Annotated in this window: 16 protein-coding genes and 1 tRNA gene; 6 read left to right on the plus strand and 11 right to left on the minus strand. The window is 62.8% G+C overall.

From position 1 onward, the window contains the following. Positions 1-89: 89 nt before the first annotated feature. From zapD to HV796_RS22705, 8 genes are all read right to left on the minus strand, one after another. Positions 90-845, minus strand: coding sequence for a cell division protein ZapD (gene zapD / locus HV796_RS22670; RefSeq protein ID WP_175228751.1), 756 nt, complete (start codon positions 843-845; stop codon positions 90-92). A 229-nt stretch (positions 846-1074) separates the two neighbouring features. Continuing rightward, the gene (coaE, locus tag HV796_RS22675) at positions 1075-1677 is read right to left on the minus strand and encodes a dephospho-CoA kinase (protein WP_175228752.1); all 603 of its coding nucleotides are present in this window, start codon (positions 1675-1677) and stop codon (positions 1075-1077) included. A 3-nt stretch (positions 1678-1680) separates the two neighbouring features. Next, positions 1681-2607 carry a prepilin peptidase gene (locus HV796_RS22680; protein ID WP_175228820.1) on the minus strand — a complete coding sequence of 309 codons (927 nt, stop codon included), beginning with the start codon at positions 2605-2607 and terminating at the stop codon, positions 1681-1683. 87 nt (positions 2608-2694) lie between these two features. Then, positions 2695-3912, minus strand: a complete 1218-nt coding sequence (locus HV796_RS22685) for a type II secretion system F family protein (protein WP_246355992.1) — start codon at positions 3910-3912, stop codon at positions 2695-2697. A gap of 11 nt (positions 3913-3923) precedes the next feature. Continuing rightward, positions 3924-5276 (minus strand): GspE/PulE family protein, encoded by a 1353-nt coding sequence (locus HV796_RS22690; RefSeq protein ID WP_175228754.1) that lies wholly within the window; start codon positions 5274-5276, stop codon positions 3924-3926. 186 nt (positions 5277-5462) lie between these two features. Next, positions 5463-6767 carry an HlyC/CorC family transporter gene (locus HV796_RS22695; protein WP_175228755.1) on the minus strand — a complete coding sequence of 435 codons (1305 nt, stop codon included), beginning with the start codon at positions 6765-6767 and terminating at the stop codon, positions 5463-5465. A 174-nt stretch (positions 6768-6941) separates the two neighbouring features. Further along, a tRNA-Pro gene (locus tag HV796_RS22700) sits at positions 6942-7018 on the minus strand. Between the two features lie 58 nt (positions 7019-7076). After that, positions 7077-8069, minus strand: a complete 993-nt coding sequence (locus HV796_RS22705) for a polyprenyl synthetase family protein (RefSeq protein ID WP_175228756.1) — start codon at positions 8067-8069, stop codon at positions 7077-7079. Between the two features lie 270 nt (positions 8070-8339). Between HV796_RS22705 and rplU the strand changes: the two genes are divergently transcribed. From rplU to proB, 4 genes are all read left to right on the plus strand, one after another. Further along, positions 8340-8651 carry a 50S ribosomal protein L21 gene (gene rplU, locus HV796_RS22710; protein ID WP_006025184.1) on the plus strand — a complete coding sequence of 104 codons (312 nt, stop codon included), beginning with the start codon at positions 8340-8342 and terminating at the stop codon, positions 8649-8651. 24 nt (positions 8652-8675) lie between these two features. After that, the gene (gene rpmA / locus HV796_RS22715) at positions 8676-8939 is read left to right on the plus strand and encodes a 50S ribosomal protein L27 (RefSeq protein WP_175228757.1); all 264 of its coding nucleotides are present in this window, start codon (positions 8676-8678) and stop codon (positions 8937-8939) included. Between the two features lie 226 nt (positions 8940-9165). Then, positions 9166-10284 (plus strand): Obg family GTPase CgtA, encoded by a 1119-nt coding sequence (cgtA, locus tag HV796_RS22720; protein ID WP_175228758.1) that lies wholly within the window; start codon positions 9166-9168, stop codon positions 10282-10284. Positions 10285-10384: 100 nt separating this feature from the next. After that, positions 10385-11503 (plus strand): glutamate 5-kinase, encoded by a 1119-nt coding sequence (gene proB / locus HV796_RS22725; RefSeq protein WP_175228759.1) that lies wholly within the window; start codon positions 10385-10387, stop codon positions 11501-11503. Between the two features lie 62 nt (positions 11504-11565). Here the strand turns inward: proB and HV796_RS22730 are convergent, their stop codons facing one another. Together HV796_RS22730 and HV796_RS22735 are read right to left on the minus strand one after the other, a co-directional pair. After that, positions 11566-12123, minus strand: coding sequence for a CNP1-like family protein (locus tag HV796_RS22730; RefSeq protein ID WP_175228760.1), 558 nt, complete (start codon positions 12121-12123; stop codon positions 11566-11568). Positions 12124-12207: 84 nt separating this feature from the next. Beyond that, a complete protein-coding gene (locus HV796_RS22735; protein ID WP_175228821.1) occupies positions 12208-12918 on the minus strand; it encodes an RNA pyrophosphohydrolase in 711 nt (236 codons plus the stop codon). A 349-nt stretch (positions 12919-13267) separates the two neighbouring features. Between HV796_RS22735 and HV796_RS22740 the strand changes: the two genes are divergently transcribed. Continuing rightward, positions 13268-15004: a proline--tRNA ligase gene (locus HV796_RS22740; protein ID WP_175228761.1), complete on the plus strand. Its 1737-nt coding sequence runs from the start codon at positions 13268-13270 to the stop codon at positions 15002-15004. A gap of 12 nt (positions 15005-15016) precedes the next feature. Then, the gene (locus tag HV796_RS22745) at positions 15017-15613 is read left to right on the plus strand and encodes a MarC family protein (protein WP_175228762.1); all 597 of its coding nucleotides are present in this window, start codon (positions 15017-15019) and stop codon (positions 15611-15613) included. A gap of 70 nt (positions 15614-15683) precedes the next feature. On the opposite strand, the gene HV796_RS22750 is transcribed toward HV796_RS22745, so the two are convergent. Then, positions 15684-16235 carry a hypoxanthine-guanine phosphoribosyltransferase gene (locus HV796_RS22750; RefSeq protein ID WP_175228763.1) on the minus strand — a complete coding sequence of 184 codons (552 nt, stop codon included), beginning with the start codon at positions 16233-16235 and terminating at the stop codon, positions 15684-15686. Between the last annotated feature and the right edge of the window lie 71 nt (positions 16236-16306).

Here is a 16306-nt window from a genome sequence, read left to right on the forward strand (position 1 = left end):
AACGTAACGAGCGTCGAATCTGGGGGCGTTCGTTTCAGGTTAAAGCTCGGCTCGAGCCCGCAGCCATCGTTGCCCGTAGACGATAACGCTCAAAGACTACACAGCGTAAGGTGGAACGGCACGTCGACGTCGACTGCGCGCGGACGCAGATCGCCATCCTGCACCGTAAAACGGACCCACAACATGTATTTGTTCGCGCTCGCTTCCGGGATCACGCGCAATTCCGGTGCCACGCGCACCTGCATCAGCTGATAGGTGCGGCCCGACAGCATCTGCTGGTAGCTGCCCTGCATCGCCATCACCTTCGATGCCTGACCCGACTCGCGCGCAAGACGCAGCACGATCGCGGCTGCGTCGCGCAACGGCAGCAACGGCATCACCCACTTTGCGATATCCTGGCGGCGCTGATCCGGATGCATCTGCTGCCATGCGTAGTACGAAGGAAGATCGAACTTGCAGGTGCCGCCTGGAATGATCGCGCGGCTGCGGATACTGGACAGCCATTCATTGTCGGACAGATGCTGGCCCGTCTTGCCTTGCATTTGCGCGAGGCCGGCCAGCGTTTGCTCGATTTCCCCGAGCACGGCCTCGAGCGCATTCTGTTCGATGCCCGGATTGCCGCGGAATGGAGCGAGCGTTTGACGCTGCCGCTCGAGCTCCTTCATCAGATCAGACTTCAGATCCGCGCGGCCCGCGACCTCGGCGATCTCGAACAGCGTGGTGAGCGCGACGTGATGTTCCCTCGGGTCTTCCTGAGTCAAAAAGAACGTAAAGCGCTCGAATAGGTCTTCGAGGCGCAAAAGCGTCCTGATTCGCTCGTTGAAGGGATACTCGTAAAGAATCAAGCGGGCTCGCCTCGCGCGTGGTCGGTGACGGAATTGCAGGACATTCTAATGCCGTGACTCTACGCTAGCAATGAAACACTGGTTCCGTCCAGTTCGCAATTTTTTCGCTTTCGTTACTGCATGATCGCTGCGCACTGCCCGATTTTTGCGCAATCGGGCTTGGGGTTCGGGCTTTCAGGGCGACGCGGGTGACCACCTACGAAGCCGCATTCGGCCCTGCGGACAACGCCTAATGACCGGCACATGACGCGTACAGGCGATGCAATTCGTCGACGCGCGCGTCAAGCGCCGCGAGCGGCAGCTTGTCGTTGACGATCACGTCGTCGGCGGCCGCGAGACGCGCATCGCGCGTGGCCTGGCGGGCGATGATGGCGAGCACCTGCTCGCGCGTAAAAGCATTGCGGCTCATCACACGGGCGATCTGCGCCTCAATGCTGCAATCGATCACCAGCACGCGATCCACGCGCGTCTTCCAGCTTCCCGACTCGACCAGCAGCGGTACGACCACGACGACGTAAGGGCCGACCGCCTGCTGACGCTCACGTTCAGTCTCCGCGCGGATCAGCGGGTGAGTGATCGCTTCAAGGCGCCGCCGCGCATTGTCGTCGCTAAAGACGAGCGCGCGCATGCGCGCGCGATCGAGCGAGCCATTCGGCGCGACGAACGATGCGCCGAACTCGCTCGCGATGGCCGGCATCGCGAGGCCGTGCGGCGCGGTGATGCGATGCGCGATCGCATCGGTGTCGACGATCGGCACGCCGCGCGCGGCGAAGCGCTCCGCGACGAACGACTTGCCGCTGCCGATGCCACCCGTCAACCCGACTGCAAACATGCGTCAGCCCCCCAGCGCCACGTAGAACGGCGTACCGGCGAACAGCGTGAGCGCGCCGCCTGCCGCGAGAAACGGGCCGAATGGCAGGGGTTCTTCGAAGCGCATCCGTCCACGCCACGTTGCGACGAGACCGACCACCGCACCCGCGACCGCGGCGATCAGAATGATCTGCGGCAGCGCGGCCCAACCGAGCCAGGCGCCAAGCGCGGCGAGCAGCTTGAAGTCGCCATAGCCCATGCCTTCGACGCCGCGGATCAGCTTGAACACCCAGTGTACGCACCATAGCGCGAGATAGCCGCCCACCGCGCCGAGCACCGCGTCGTGCAAGCTCGCAAACAGGCCGCCGAAGTTCAGGATCAGGCCGGCCCACAGCAAAGGCAGCGTTAGCGAATCGGGCAGCAGATGCGTGTCGATGTCGATCGCGCTCATCGCGAGTAGTGTCGCGCACAGCCCGAATGCCGCGAGAGCGGCGCCGCTCGGGCCGAACAGAACGAGTGACGCGACCGCGCAGCCGGCACCCGCGATTTCGATCAGCGGGTAGCGCAGGCTGACACGCGTTTTGCACTGCGAGCAGCGGCCGCGCAGCAGCAGATAGCTGAACACGGGCAGATTTTCCCAGGCGCGCAGCACGTGGCCGCAATGCGGGCATGCGCTGCGCGGCTGCCACAGGTTGTAGCGGGGCGGCAGTCCGTCGTCCTCGAAATGCTGGCCGGTGGCGTCGGCGACTTCGGCACGCCACGCACGTTCGAGCATAACCGGCAGCCGATGGACGACGACATTCAGAAAACTGCCGATCACGAGGCCGAACACAACCGCGAAGACGATCTGCGCTGCGGGCGGCAGCGTGCTGAACGCGGTGCCGATGCCTGACGCGAGGTCGCCCAGATAGGCAAACCCCGACGCGAAAGGCGACGTCGAAGACAAGCCCATAGGTGATGAAAGCGGCATGTTGTAGAGGTGGTCTGACACAGTGATGGACGCGGGCGGCATGGCGAATGTCCGGATTCGGCTGCGATGCTACACCACGTTGCCGAGTTGAATGATGGGAAGATACATTGCAATCACGAGGCCCCCGACGAGCAGTCCAAGCACGGCGATCACGAGTGGTTCACACAAACTTGCGAGCGCGCCGGTTTTTTCGTCTACCTGACGATCGCACAGCGACGCCACGTCCAGCAACATGTTGTCGAGTGTGCCTGCTTCTTCGGCGACCGCGACAGGCTGTACGACTTCGACGGGAAAGCAGTGGGTTGCCTGCATCGCAGCGGCAAGCCGCTCGCCGTCCTTAAGCCGCGCGGCGATACCGGAGGTCGCGCGGTCGAAGTAGGCGTTGCCGGTTGCATGGTCGAGCGAAACGAACGCGTCAGCGAGCGGCGTACCCGCGGATAACAAGGTGCCGAGTGCACGGCTCCAGCGTGCCGCGCAGAGCATGGTCAGCAGCGGCCCGATGACAGGTGAGCGCAACGCAACGCGCGCACACCCTAGCCGGGCGGTGTCCGACACGCGCAGCAGCTTGGCCACGCCCATGCCTGCGCCCATGCCGAACACGCCGATCGGCAAGCTCCATTTCGTGAGTGCGGCGGACAGCGCGAGTACTGCCTGTGTCGGCGCGGGCAACGCCGCGCCGAAGCCGTCGAAGATCTGCTTGAAGGTCGGCACGACCCAGACCAGCAGCGCCGCGGTGATGAAAACCGCGAGCACCAGGATCGCTGCTGGATAGGTGAGTGCCGCGCGTACCTTCGCGCGCTGCGCGGCGGTGCGCTCACGGTCGTCGGCGATGCGTGCGAGCACGTCGGCAAGCGCACCCGACGCTTCGCCGACTGCAACCAGTTGCCAATACAACGGACCGAACTGATCGGAGCGGGCGCGCAGCGCCTGCGAAAAACTGGAGCCCGTGACGATATGGCGAGCAAGTGCGCCGACGATCCGCGAGATACCGCCACGCTTCTTTGCGGAAGCGGGCGCGTTCGCCAGCAGTTCAAGCGACGGAGCAAGCGGCAAGCCCGCCCGCAGCAGACTGGCGAGCTGGCGGGTAAAGCGCGTGATGTCAGCGGGGCTTGCGTCTGCGCGCGGCGCGGGACCGTGCGCGGTGAGCTCGACGATAAAGAGGCCGTCACGCCGGAGCTTCGCGCGTGCGGCGGCGAGGTCCGTCGCGATGACGGAGCCGCTTTTATGTGTGCCGTCGGCCTCGATGCCGCGCCATTTGAAACGCAGTTCCTCCGATATCCATTCCATGACGCTGCTCCTCATGCGACCTCGGTCGCGCACAGCGCTTCGGCGAGACTCGTCGAGCCGTCGTGCACGCGAGCGAGTGCCGCTTCGCGTAGTGTGCCGACTGCCTCGGAGCGAGCTTGCTGAGCCAGCCTGTGGGTGCTGGCGCGCGTGACGATCAATTCACGCATCGCATCGGAGATCGGCATGACCTGATGGACGCCGATACGCCCGCGATAGCCGATGCCGTGGCATGCGTCGCAGCCCGCTGCCGCGTACGGGTGCCAGCCTTCCAGCTGGTTCTCAGGTACGCCCGCGGCGCGCAACGCGGCGTGCAGCGCGGCGGCGGATTGCATTTCCGGCATCCGGCACCTCGTGCACAGTTTGCGGACGAGACGCTGCGCGGTCACCATGCGCAGCGCTCCTGCGAGGTTGTACGGTTCGACGCCGATATCGACCAGCCGGGCGATCGCGGCAGGCGCGTCGTTGGTATGCAGCGTCGAGAGCACGAGGTGACCCGTTTGCGCGGCTTTGACCGCGATCGCGGCGGTTTCCTCGTCACGGATTTCGCCGACCATGATGACATCCGGGTCCTGGCGCAGAAATGCGCGGAGTGCGGTTGCGAATGTCAGGCCGGCCTTTTCGCGCACGCTGACCTGATTGACGCCAGCGAGCTGGATTTCCGCAGGGTCTTCGACGGAGCACAGGTTGCGCGATACGGCGTTGAGCATCTGCAGGAAGCTATACAGCGACAATGTCTTGCCGCTGCCGGTTGGGCCAGTCACTAGCACGAGCCCGTGCGGCGCGCGGATCGCGTGTTCGACGATCGCGCACTGTTCACAGCTGAGGCCCAGCGAATCGAGCGAGAGGTCGGCGGGCAGCGACTCGAGCCGTCGCAGCACAAGCTTTTCGCCGAATATCGTGGGCAGCGAGTTCACGCGATAGTCTTCGACGCGGCTGGCTCCCGTCGCGAGCCGCAGCCGGCCATCTTGCGGCACGCGACGCTCGGCGATGTCCATCCGCGCAAGCACCTTGACGCGCGTGACGAACGCATCGCGCAAATGGGCGGGCGGTTGAGCCGCTTCGTGCAGCACGCCGTCGATGCGCAATCGGATCCGCCAACCGTGTTCCAACGGTTCGATATGCAGGTCCGACGCGTTGCGGCGCGCGGCTTCCTGCAGGGTTTCTGTGAGCAGCCGAACCGCCGGTGCGGCGTCGGCTTCGTTGGTTGCGTTCAGTTGCGCGGAACCGGCGAGCGTTGCGTGTGGCGCGGAGTGAGACGTCGGCTCGGCTTCACGCGAGAGAGGCCGAAAGATCGCGCCAGACGCGGTGTTTGGCCCGGGGTTGTCGTGCGATGCACGTGGCGCAACGGTAGGAAGAGAGGTCATCGAATACCGGCTGTGAGCCGCCTTTGCAACAAGACGGCGTCATGATCCGGTATGGCACCCGAGGGCGCCATTCGGCCATTCGGCTAGCTGTGCGCCACTTTCATTTGCGGTACGATGCCGTGGCCCGATCCAGGCGTGCCGGAGCGGCGCAGGTGAAGCGCGTGTGAGACACGTGCGCGGCGTGCGTCAGTGGCGCAGCAGTCTCGAGGCCTTCGTGCCGGATTTCTGTCCCGGGCGAAACAGCTTCACGGTGCGGATCGCCTGGTCGTCGCTGCGCATGACTTCGAGTTTCACATCGCCGATCTGCACGCAAACATCGCCCTCAGGAATCTCTTCGAGGATTTCAAGGATCAGGCCGTTCAGCGTTTTCGGGCCGTCAGTCGGCAAACGCAATTGCAGCCAGCGGTTCAGTTCGCGCAGTGGCATGCTGCCCGCCACGATGCATTCACCGTTGTCGTCCCAGCCGCCGCGCGTGCTCGCGCTGCGCGGTATCGAGGTGGTGAATTCGCCGATCAGTTCTTCGATGATGTCTTCCGGTGTGACAAGCCCCTGCAGTTCGCCGTATTCGTTGACGACGAGCGCGGTACGGTGACGGCTTTCCTGGAAGTACTGCAGCTGCTGGAAAACGGGTGTTCCCGACGGCACGAAGTAGGGCTCCGCCAGCAGCTCGCGCAGCGTTTCGCGTTCGAGCTCCTGATTGTGGAGCGCCGCAAGCGTCTTGCGCACATGCAGCACACCGAGCACGCGATCAATATCGCCCTGGTAGACGATCAGTTTGTTGTGGTAGCAGGTTTCGAGCTGGTGCAGGATCTGATCGAACGGCGCGTCGAAGTCGAGCGCCTCGATCCGGCGGCGTGGAATCATCACATCGTCGACTGAGATGTTCTCGAGGTCGAACAGATTGAGCAGGATGCTGCGGTGCTTGGTCGGCATGAAGCTGCCTGACTCGAGCACGATGGTGCGCAGTTCTTCGGTCGACAGGCGCTGATCGCGCGCGCCGCCGGTGTTGATGTGCAACAGACGCAGGAAGCTGTTCGCGATCAGATTCACGAACCAGATGATTGGCTTGGCGACGCGCATCAGCGGCGCGATCAACAGGCTGGCGGGCAACGCGATCTTTTCCGGGTACGTCGCCCCGACGATTTTCGGCGCGATCTCCGCGAACACGATGATCAGGAAAGCCACCATGCCGGTTGCGACCGACAGGATCACGCTATTGCTGCCGAACGTGTGCAGCGCGATCGACGTCGTGAGTACAGGGATGATCGTATTGAAGAGGTTGTTGCCGATCAGGATCACGCTCAGCAGCTGGTCAGTGCGCGCAAGCAGGCCCTGAGTTGTCTTTGCGCCGAGCACGCCCTTGTTGGTCAGGTGCTTTAGCCGATGGCGGTTGAGGGCCATCATCGCCGTTTCGGAAATGGAGAAGAAGCTCGAGCAGATCAGCAGTACCAGGATGGCGCCTATCTGCGCCCATAAGGGAAGTTGTTCCACGCGTCGTGAAGTAAAGGGAAAGGGGATGGCGAGAATATAGCAGAGGGGTCATGCGCACCCCATCGGCCGGAAGGCAGAGCCCGCCGGCGGGGCGAATGAAAGCGGGACGCAAACTCGAACGAGAAGGACAGACGAAAAAAAACCGCGCTACGTTGCGCGGTTTTTTAAGAAGTCTGGTCGGGGTGAGAGGATTCGAACCTCCGGCCTCTACGTCCCGAACGTAGCGCTCTACCAGGCTAAGCTACACCCCGATTTGTCCTCATTGTACTGCTGGACTCTAACTGGACTAAACGGTCGGCTGAGTCTCGTTTAAGACTGCCTCGTCGTCGAGTAAGAACATAATTCTAGCAGGCTTTCCTTGTAATGGGAATCGGGAAACGAAGAAATCGCGGCTGCGGCGGCCTCCGCTTCCTGCCTTGCGCAATGCAGTGTGTGATCGAGTGCGCCCGAGCGCGTAATCGCGTCGAAAATCGTTTCGAAACGGTCCGTGCCACCCTGCACGATCGCCTCGCGCGCGAGCGCGGCCTGCTCCGGCGTGCCGCGTTCGATCAGGTAAATCAGTGGCAGCGTCGGCTTGCCTTCGCGCAGATCATCGCCGGCGTTTTTGCCCATCGATTCCGCGGTACCGGTGTAGTCGAGCCAGTCGTCCATGATCTGGAACGCCGTGCCGATGCGCCGGCCGAACTCGGCCGCCGCCTCCTCGGTCGCTTCATCCGCATCGGACAGCACGGCGCCCAGCTGCGCGGCGGCCTCGAACAGCTTCGCCGTCTTGTAGCGGATCACCCGCATGTAGCGCGCTTCGTCGACATCCGCGTCGTGCATGTTCAGCAACTGCAGCACTTCGCCTTCGGAAATGATGTTGGTCGCTTCCGACAGGATTTCCATCACGCGCATCTTGCCGGCCCCGACCATCATCTGGAACGAGCGCGAGTAGAGAAAGTCGCCGACCAGCACGCTCGCCGCGTTGCCAAAAAGTGCATTCGCGGTTTGCCGGCCGCGTCGCAAGTCGGATTCGTCGACGACGTCGTCGTGCAGCAGCGTGGCCGTATGGATGAACTCGATCACCGCGGCCAGTTCGTGACGCTGACCGGTCGTATCGCCCAGCGCGCCCGCCACCAGCAGCAGCAGCGCGGGACGCAGGCGCTTGCCGCCCGCACTGATGATGTACTCGGAAATCTGGTTGATCAGCATCACCTCGGACGCCAGACGGTGCCGGATGACACGATTGACCAGCTGCATGTCTTCGGCGATCGGTGCGAGCAGGCTGGCGGCGTTGGGGGCGGGAGTGGCGGTCGACGGCATGGTGGAGATTTCGGGTAATGCCGCGGATTATAAGGCGAATCGCGTAATTTCCGCGGCGCCGGGTTGGCATGCGCGGCTTTTCTGGCCATTTGGCCTAGGCTGCGGGCGTCGAAACGGGGCCACACGGGGAATCTCGCGAGCATCCCTACGGGCGCGGCGCGGCTGGACGAAGATGGACTTTGACCGAACAGCTAACTCTATGTATAATCACGGGTTTCCGCGCGTGGTGCGTCGGGAAAAGCGAATCACGAATTCAGAGTGAGGTTTTCAATGTACGCGGTCATAAAAACCGGCGGCAAGCAGTACAAGGTTGCTGTCGGCGAAAAACTTAAAGTAGAACAGATACCGGCAGACATTGACGCTGAAATCACGCTCGACCAGGTTCTCGCAGTGGGCGAAGGCGAATCGATTAAATTCGGTACGCCGCTGGTCAGTGGGGCTTCCGTCAAGGCTACCGTTGTGTCGCACGGTCGTCACGCCAAAGTGACCATCTTCAAGATGCGTCGCCGGAAGCACTACCAGAAGCACGGCGGCCACCGCCAGAACTACACCGAACTGCGTATCGACGCGATCAACGCGTAAGCGCATCAGGCAAGGAGCTATCAGATGGCACACAAAAAGGCAGGCGGCTCGTCCCGGAACGGCCGCGACTCCGAGTCGAAACGCCTCGGTGTGAAGGTTTACGGCGGCCAGGCGATTCTCGCCGGCGGCATCATCGTCCGTCAGCGCGGCACGCGGCTGCACCCGGGCGAGAATGTCGGCATCGGCAAGGATCACACGCTGTTCGCGCTGGTCGACGGGCACGTCAAGTTCACGACGAAAGGCGCCGACAGGAAGCATACGGTCAACGTTGTCCGGGCAGCAGCCTGAGCTTATTTACCAAGCTAATCAGGTTCGGGCTTCAGCACCGGAAAAGGCCCCGCGAAGTTAGCGGGGCCTTTTTTATTGGTTTTTCTTTCATGTGGCTCGCACGCAGCGTCGAGCGGCCGCGACTGGCCATTCGGCCGATTGTTGAATTCACGCCGCGCGCGGCAAAATAGCGGCAGCGCGGTTGAGTCAGTCAGTATCGAGTGGCATCAACGGGACGGAGTAACGCATGAAGTTCATTGACGAAGCGAGGATCGAAGTCATCGCCGGCGACGGAGGAGATGGCAGCGCGTCGATGCGCCGCGAGAAGTTCGTCCCGTTCGGTGGCCCGGACGGCGGCGACGGCGGGCGTGGCGGCAGCGTGTATGCAATCGCGGACCGTAACATCAATACGCTGATCGACTACCGCTATTCGAAAAAGCATCAGGCGCGCAACGGCGAGAACGGGCGCGGCTCGGACTGCTACGGCAAGGGCGGCGACGACATTACGCTGCGCATGCCGGTCGGCACTGTGATTACCGATCTCGACACCGGCGAACTGATCGCCGATCTGACCGAGCACAATCAGGTCGTGCAGGTCGCGAAGGGCGGCGCGGGCGGTCTCGGCAACCTGCATTTCAAGTCGAGTACGAACCGTGCGCCGCGGCAAAAGACGGACGGCAAACCCGGTGAGCGCCGGATGGTGCGTCTCGAATTGAAAGTGCTCGCGGATGTCGGGCTGCTCGGTATGCCGAATGCGGGCAAGTCGACCTTCATTGCATCGGTATCGAATGCACGACCGAAGATCGCCGACTATCCGTTCACCACGCTCGCGCCAAATCTTGGAGTTGTGCGCGTCGGCCCCAGCCGCAGCTTCGTGATTGCCGACATTCCCGGGTTGATCGAAGGCGCGGCGGAAGGCGCGGGCCTCGGCCACCAATTCCTGCGGCACTTGCAACGCACCGGCCTGCTGTTGCATATCGTCGATCTCGCACCGTTTGATGAAGCGGTCGATCCGGTCGCTGAAGCGAAAGCGATCGTTAACGAACTGCGCAAGTACGACGCGTTGCTTCACGCGAAGCCTCGCTGGCTCGTGTTGAACAAGCTCGACATGATCCCCGAAGACGAGCGTGAAGTGCGCGTCGCCGCGTTCCAGAAGGGATTCGAATGGGACGGCCCGGTATTCCAGATTTCCGCGTTGACGGGCCAAGGGTGCGAGAGCCTTTGTTACGCGGTGTACGACTACCTCGCCGAGCACTCGGATGCGCATCGCGCCGCCGAGGCGGAAGATCAGGCGGCCGATGTGCGTTTCCGTCCGGAGGACGAAGGCGGCACTGCGGCCGCCTCGTCTACGCCGCCCAATGACTGACCGGCAATAAGGCAATGCGATTGCCGGCGCAAGGTAAGCGCCGGTGCCGCGCGGCCCGACTGACGACCCCCCCCCCAAACCTTGTTGGAGATCGCGCACAATGCGTTCCGTCATCGCAGATTCCCGCCGGCTGGTCGTGAAAGTCGGATCGAGCCTCGTCACGAACGACGGACGCGGTCTCGATCATGCGGCAATCGGCCGTTGGGCTGCGCAGATCGCCGCGTTGCGCGAGCAAGGCAAGGAGGTAGTGCTGGTGAGCTCCGGAGCGATCGCCGAGGGCATGCAGCGCTTAGGCTGGACGAAACGGCCGCGTGAAATCGATGAGCTGCAGGCCGCGGCCGCGGTCGGGCAAATGGGGCTTGCGCAGGTCTACGAAAGCCGGTTCGCCGAGCACTCGATTCGAACTGCGCAGATTCTGCTCACGCACGCGGATCTCGCGGACCGCGAGCGTTACCTCAACGCACGCTCGACGCTGTTGACGCTGTTGCGCCTTGGCGTGGTGCCGATCATCAACGAGAACGACACGGTCGTCACCGACGAAATCAAGTTCGGCGATAACGATACGCTGGGTGCGCTGGTTGCGAATCTGATCGAAGGCGATGCGTTGATCATTCTCACCGACCAGCAAGGGCTTTACACCGCGGACCCGCGCAAGGATCCGTCAGCCACGCTCGTGCAGCAGGCCGATGCCGGCGCCCCCGAACTGGAGGCGATGGCGGGCGGCGCCGGCTCGAGTATCGGCCGGGGCGGCATGCTGACCAAAATTCTCGCCGCGAAGCGCGCCGCGCATAGCGGCGCCGACACGGTCATCGCCAGCGGTCGCGAGGCGGACGTGCTTGCGCGGCTCGCGTCGGGCGAAGCGATCGGCACTCAACTGATTGCGCGCACCGCGCGCATGGCCGCGCGCAAACAATGGATGGCTGACCACCTGCAGGTGCGAGGCCACGTCGTGATCGACGACGGCGCGGTGGAAAAGCTCACCGAGGGTGGCAAGAGCCTGCTGCCCATCGGGGTCGTCGATGTGCAAGGCGCGTTTGCGCGGGGTGAGGTGATTGCGTGCGTGAGCCCGTCCGGGCGTGAGGTCGCGCGCGGTCTGACGAATTACAGCAGTTCCGAGGCCCGGCTGATTCAACGCCGCCCGAGCGGAGAGATCGAATCGGTGCTCGGCTACATGCTCGAGCCTGAACTGATTCACCGCGACAATCTCGTGCTGGTCTAGCCGGCCTCATGCGCACGCGCCGCCCGTTTCCTGCCGAGGCGGCGCATAGCATCAGTGGATGATCAACGGGTCAGCTCGCCCTGCACGCGGTTGTAGCGGATATTGTTGACGATCGTCTGTGCCGAGCCCATTGGCAGTCGGTTCGTACAAAAGAAGTCCTGATACAACGAAGCGCGGTACGCGTTCAGATCGCCGTTCTCGATGCGTGACCAGTCGTTTTCGACGGTACGGTCCCAGCCGTCGTGATCGTCATTGAGACCTGCATACAGGCGCCACGTGTAATTGTCGCAGCGAATACCTTCGTAATTGACGTTGCGCGCACCGCTTGGGCTCGTCACCACGACCGTATATCGCACGACGCCGTCCGATCCTACCGATATCGACTTCGCATCCACAAAGAAACTCAGTGGCGTGTTTTGCGAGACTTCGAACTTCAGCAGGTCGCTCGGATTGGGCAGCGGCGGTAGCTTGTCGACCTTGTTCTCGGTCCAGTTGGACGGCATGTCGAGCAGGTAATGGAAGTCCGAGTCCTTTTGCGAGGCCGGTTGTTTAGTGCTGGAGCAGCCGGCCAGCAGGGCGCCCGTGGCGACGCAAGCCACGGCGATTGCAAACGCTTTCAAATGATTTCCCCGAAACGCCGGCGCGGCGGCAGAGTTGCCGCACCGGCAGACGCGATGCGCCGTACGATATCAGACCTGCGTCGCTTAGTCGTGCAAACCCGGCGCGCGAACGATGACGCTTTCGGCTTCGGCGCAGTCCGACTCAAGCGACGCTCGCAGCGATGTTTCCACGGATGTTGCCACCACCGCGGTCGACACCTGGCTGAGCGATGGCGCGGAAGCGGCCGCCATGTCGCCCGCCCCCGGCGGCACATTCACCGACGACGCCATCCGCGGATAACGCTGCCCGTGATGCCCACCCGGTTTTTCCGGTCGCGGCGCAGCCCGCCGCAGGAAGCGGGAGAGCTCCGTCAACGCCATCTGATACACATCCCGCTTGAACTCGATCACACAGTCGAGCGGCACCCAATACTCATTCCAGCGCCACGCATCGAACTCGGGGTGATCGGTGGCGCGCAAACAGATGTCGCAATCCCGCCCCACCATACGAAGCAGGAACCAGATCTGTTTCTGGCCACGGTAATGCCCGCGTACTTCACGCTTGATGAACTTGTCCGGCACCTCGTAACGCAACCAGTCGCGTGTGCGACCGACAACCTTCACGTGCTCGGGAAGCAGCCCGGTTTCTTCGTGTAACTCCCGATACATCGCTTGCACAGGGGTCTCACCATACTTGATGCCCCCTTGCGGAAACTGCCAGGAATGTTCACGGAGCCGCTTACCCCAAAACACCTCGTTGTGCGCGTTCAAGAGGATGATGCCGACGTTCGGGCGAAAGCCTTCACGATCCAGCATACAACCACCTTCGAATCCTTTAAAATTGCTTTGATTATAAACAGATAATGGTCCAGACGCACCCCGGACTGCATCTGGCTTATACCTGGATTGCATCCTGATTGCAGCGGGATCACACCCGGATTGCGCACCGATCGCACCTCGGGCAATGGCTGGATCACGCCGTGCCGGAACGGTCAAGACCGGGGTGGCGTCGAACACCGTCATCGCGGGTTCACGCACATTTCATGCTCGTCTGACGTGCTTTTCGCACGGATCTGACGCGGATTTGGCGAACGGGTCCGCAAATGCTACCGTTTCATCTCTTTGGTTGGGCCCGCCCGGTTCCGCCGCTTTTGGAAAACTCTGAATGAAAGCCTCACGTTTCTTTATCGGCACGCTGAAGGAAGCGCCTGCCGACGCCGAAATTGTCAGTCACAAGCTTATGGTGCGCGCCGGCATGATCCGGCGCGTGGCCGGCGGTATCTATAACTATCTGCCGGTCGGGCTGCGTTCGATCCGCAAGGTGGAAGCGATCGTGCGCGAGGAGATGAATCGGGCGGGTGCGATCGAGCTGCTGATGCCTTCGGTGCAGCCGGCCGAACTCTGGCAGGAGTCGGGGCGCTGGGTGAAGTACGGCCCGGAACTGCTGCGCTTCAAGGATCGTAAACAGAGCGATTTCGTGCTGGGACCGACGCATGAGGAAGTGGTCACCGATATCGCGCGCAACCAGATCAAAAGCTACCGGCAGATGCCGGTGAACTTCTACCAGGTTCAGACCAAGTTTCGCGATGAGATCCGTCCGCGCTTCGGCGTGATGCGTGGACGCGAGTTCATCATGAAAGACGCGTACTCGTTCGACAAGGACACAGAAGGTCTGAAGGAGACGTATCGCAAGATGTACGACGCGTACGTGCGGATTTTCACGCGCCTCGGTCTCGAGTTCCGCGCGGTGGCGGCCGATAACGGTTCGATCGGCGGCAGCGGCTCGCACGAATTCCACGTGATCGCCGATACCGGTGAGGATGCGATCGCGTACTGCCCGACCTCGGACTACGCGGCGAACGTCGAAGCCGCCGATGCGCTGCCGCTAGTCTCACAGCGCGCAGCGCCCACCGAACCGCTCACGAAGACTGCGACGCCCGGCAAGGCGAAGTGCGAACAGGTTGCCGAGTATCTGAACATTCCGCTCGAGCGCACGATCAAGTCGATTGTCCTCGCCACCGACAACGAAGGTGCCGAGCCGACCCTCTGGCTATTGCTGCTGCGCGGCGACCACGAACTGAACGAGATCAAGACAGCCAAGCAGCCGGGCCTCGCCGATTTCCGCTTCGCCACCGAAGCGGAAATCGTTGCATGGTTCGGCACGCCGCCCGGCTACCTCGGACCGCTCAACACGAAGAAGCCGGTAAAGGTGATCGCCGACAGCACGGTCGCGAACATGAGCGACTTCGTGGTCGGCTCGAACGAGGTCGACTATCACACGACCGGTGTGAACTGGGGACGCGACTTGCCGGAACCGGCGGTCGCGGATATCCGCAACGTGGTCAAGGGCGATCCGTCGCCGGACGGCAAAGGGGTGCTCGAGCTCTGCCGCGGCATCGAGGTCGGCCATGTGTTCCAGCTCGGCACCCGTTATTCGGTGGCGATGAACGCGACGTATCTGGATGAGACCGGCAAGCCGCAGCCGATGGTGATGGGCTGCTACGGTATCGGCGTCACACGCATTCTCGGCGCGGCGATCGAACAGAACTTCGACGACAAGGGCATCATCTGGCCGGAAGCGATCGCGCCGTTCGAGGTGGTGCTTTGCCCGATGGGTTATGACCGCAGCGACGCGGTGCGCGAACGGGCCGACAAGCTGCACGACGAACTGATGGCGGCCGGCATCGACGTGATTCTCGACGATCGCGGCGAGCGCCCCGGCGTGATGTTTGCCGACTGGGAGCTGATCGGCGTGCCGCACCGGCTCGTGATCGGCGAACGCGGCCTGAAGGACGGCAAGATCGAGTACCAGGGCCGGCGCGACACCGAGGCGACTTTGCTGCCCGTTGCAGCGGCTGCGCAGACGGTCATCGACAAAATCAAGGCAGCGCTCGCGCACTAACCGGAGCGGACGGTGGAGTACAACTTCCTGTCCGCGACGGTGCTGCTGATCCTGATCACCGATCCGCTCGGCAATATCCCCCTCTTCGTCAGTTGCCTGAGAGGGGTGACGCCGCATCGCCGGGCGTGGGTGATTCTGCGTGAGGTCGCGATCGCGTTTGTGATTCTGCTGGCCTTCATGATGGCCGGCGACCGTTTTCTGCGGATGATGCATCTTACCGATCTGTCCTTGCGCATCGGCGGCGGCATCGTGCTGTTTCTGATCGCGCTGCGGATGATCTTCCCGCATCCGGACGGCTTGACCGGTGTGACGCGCGGCGGTGAGCCGCTGATCGTGCCGCTCGCGATTCCCGCGCTGGCCGGTCCGTCGGCGCTCGCCACGGTGATGCTGCTGACGTCGCAGGCGCCCGGCAAGACGCTCGAATGGATCGGCGCGCTGACCGTGACGATGGTGGTGTGTGCAATCGTGTTGGTGCTATCGGAGCGGATTCAGCAGTGGCTGGGCGAGCGCACGGTCACCGCGTTCGAGCGGCTGATGGGTCTCGTGCTGGTCGCGATTTCGGTCGAAATGATTCTCGGTGGGATCCGCGCGTTCGTGCATCAGCTCTGATGCGGCGCTGGCGTGCGGCAGCGCCGCACGCCAGCCGATAACGTCATCTACCCCAGTGCGCCAAAACCGTTCACGCGTTCGCGGTCAGCGCGCGGATCGTCGGCAGGTTGCGCCAATAGCCTTTTGCGTCCATCCCACAGCCGAACACATAGCGGTCCGGCACTTCGAAGCCGCAGAAGTCAGGGCGCAGCGGCTTCGACTTCGCGATGATCTTCTCGCACAGCACCGCGCTCATAAAGCGCTTCGCGCCCATCGCGAGAATGCGGTCGCGGATGGCCGCCATCGTCTCGCCTTCGTCGAGAATGTCGTCGAGCACGAGTACGACGCGGTCCTTCACCGATTCAGCCGGCGCGACGCGCCACTGCATATCGTGACTGCCCTGGGTCGTGTTGCGGTAACGGGTGAGGTGGATGTAATCGAACTCGAGCGGGAAGTCGAGGTGCGGCAGCAGCATGCCGGTGAACACGGCGGCGCCGCCCATTACCGACAGCACGAGCGGAAACACGTCGCTCATCTCCGCGCGAATCGCGCCGGCCATCCGCGCGATTGACGCGTCCACGTCGGCGGCCGAGACGATCTCTTCGGACTGGCTGAAAATCTGGAGGGCTTCTTCGCGGTTCATGACGTTCGGCGAGCGGTAACTGTATACATATTAGTGTGGGAGACAACGGTGCCGCGCGCTACAGAATAAAC

Origin of the sequence: Paraburkholderia humisilvae, from assembly GCF_902859855.1 — a bacterium.
GTDB classification, from domain to species: Bacteria; Pseudomonadota; Gammaproteobacteria; order Burkholderiales; family Burkholderiaceae; genus Paraburkholderia; species Paraburkholderia humisilvae.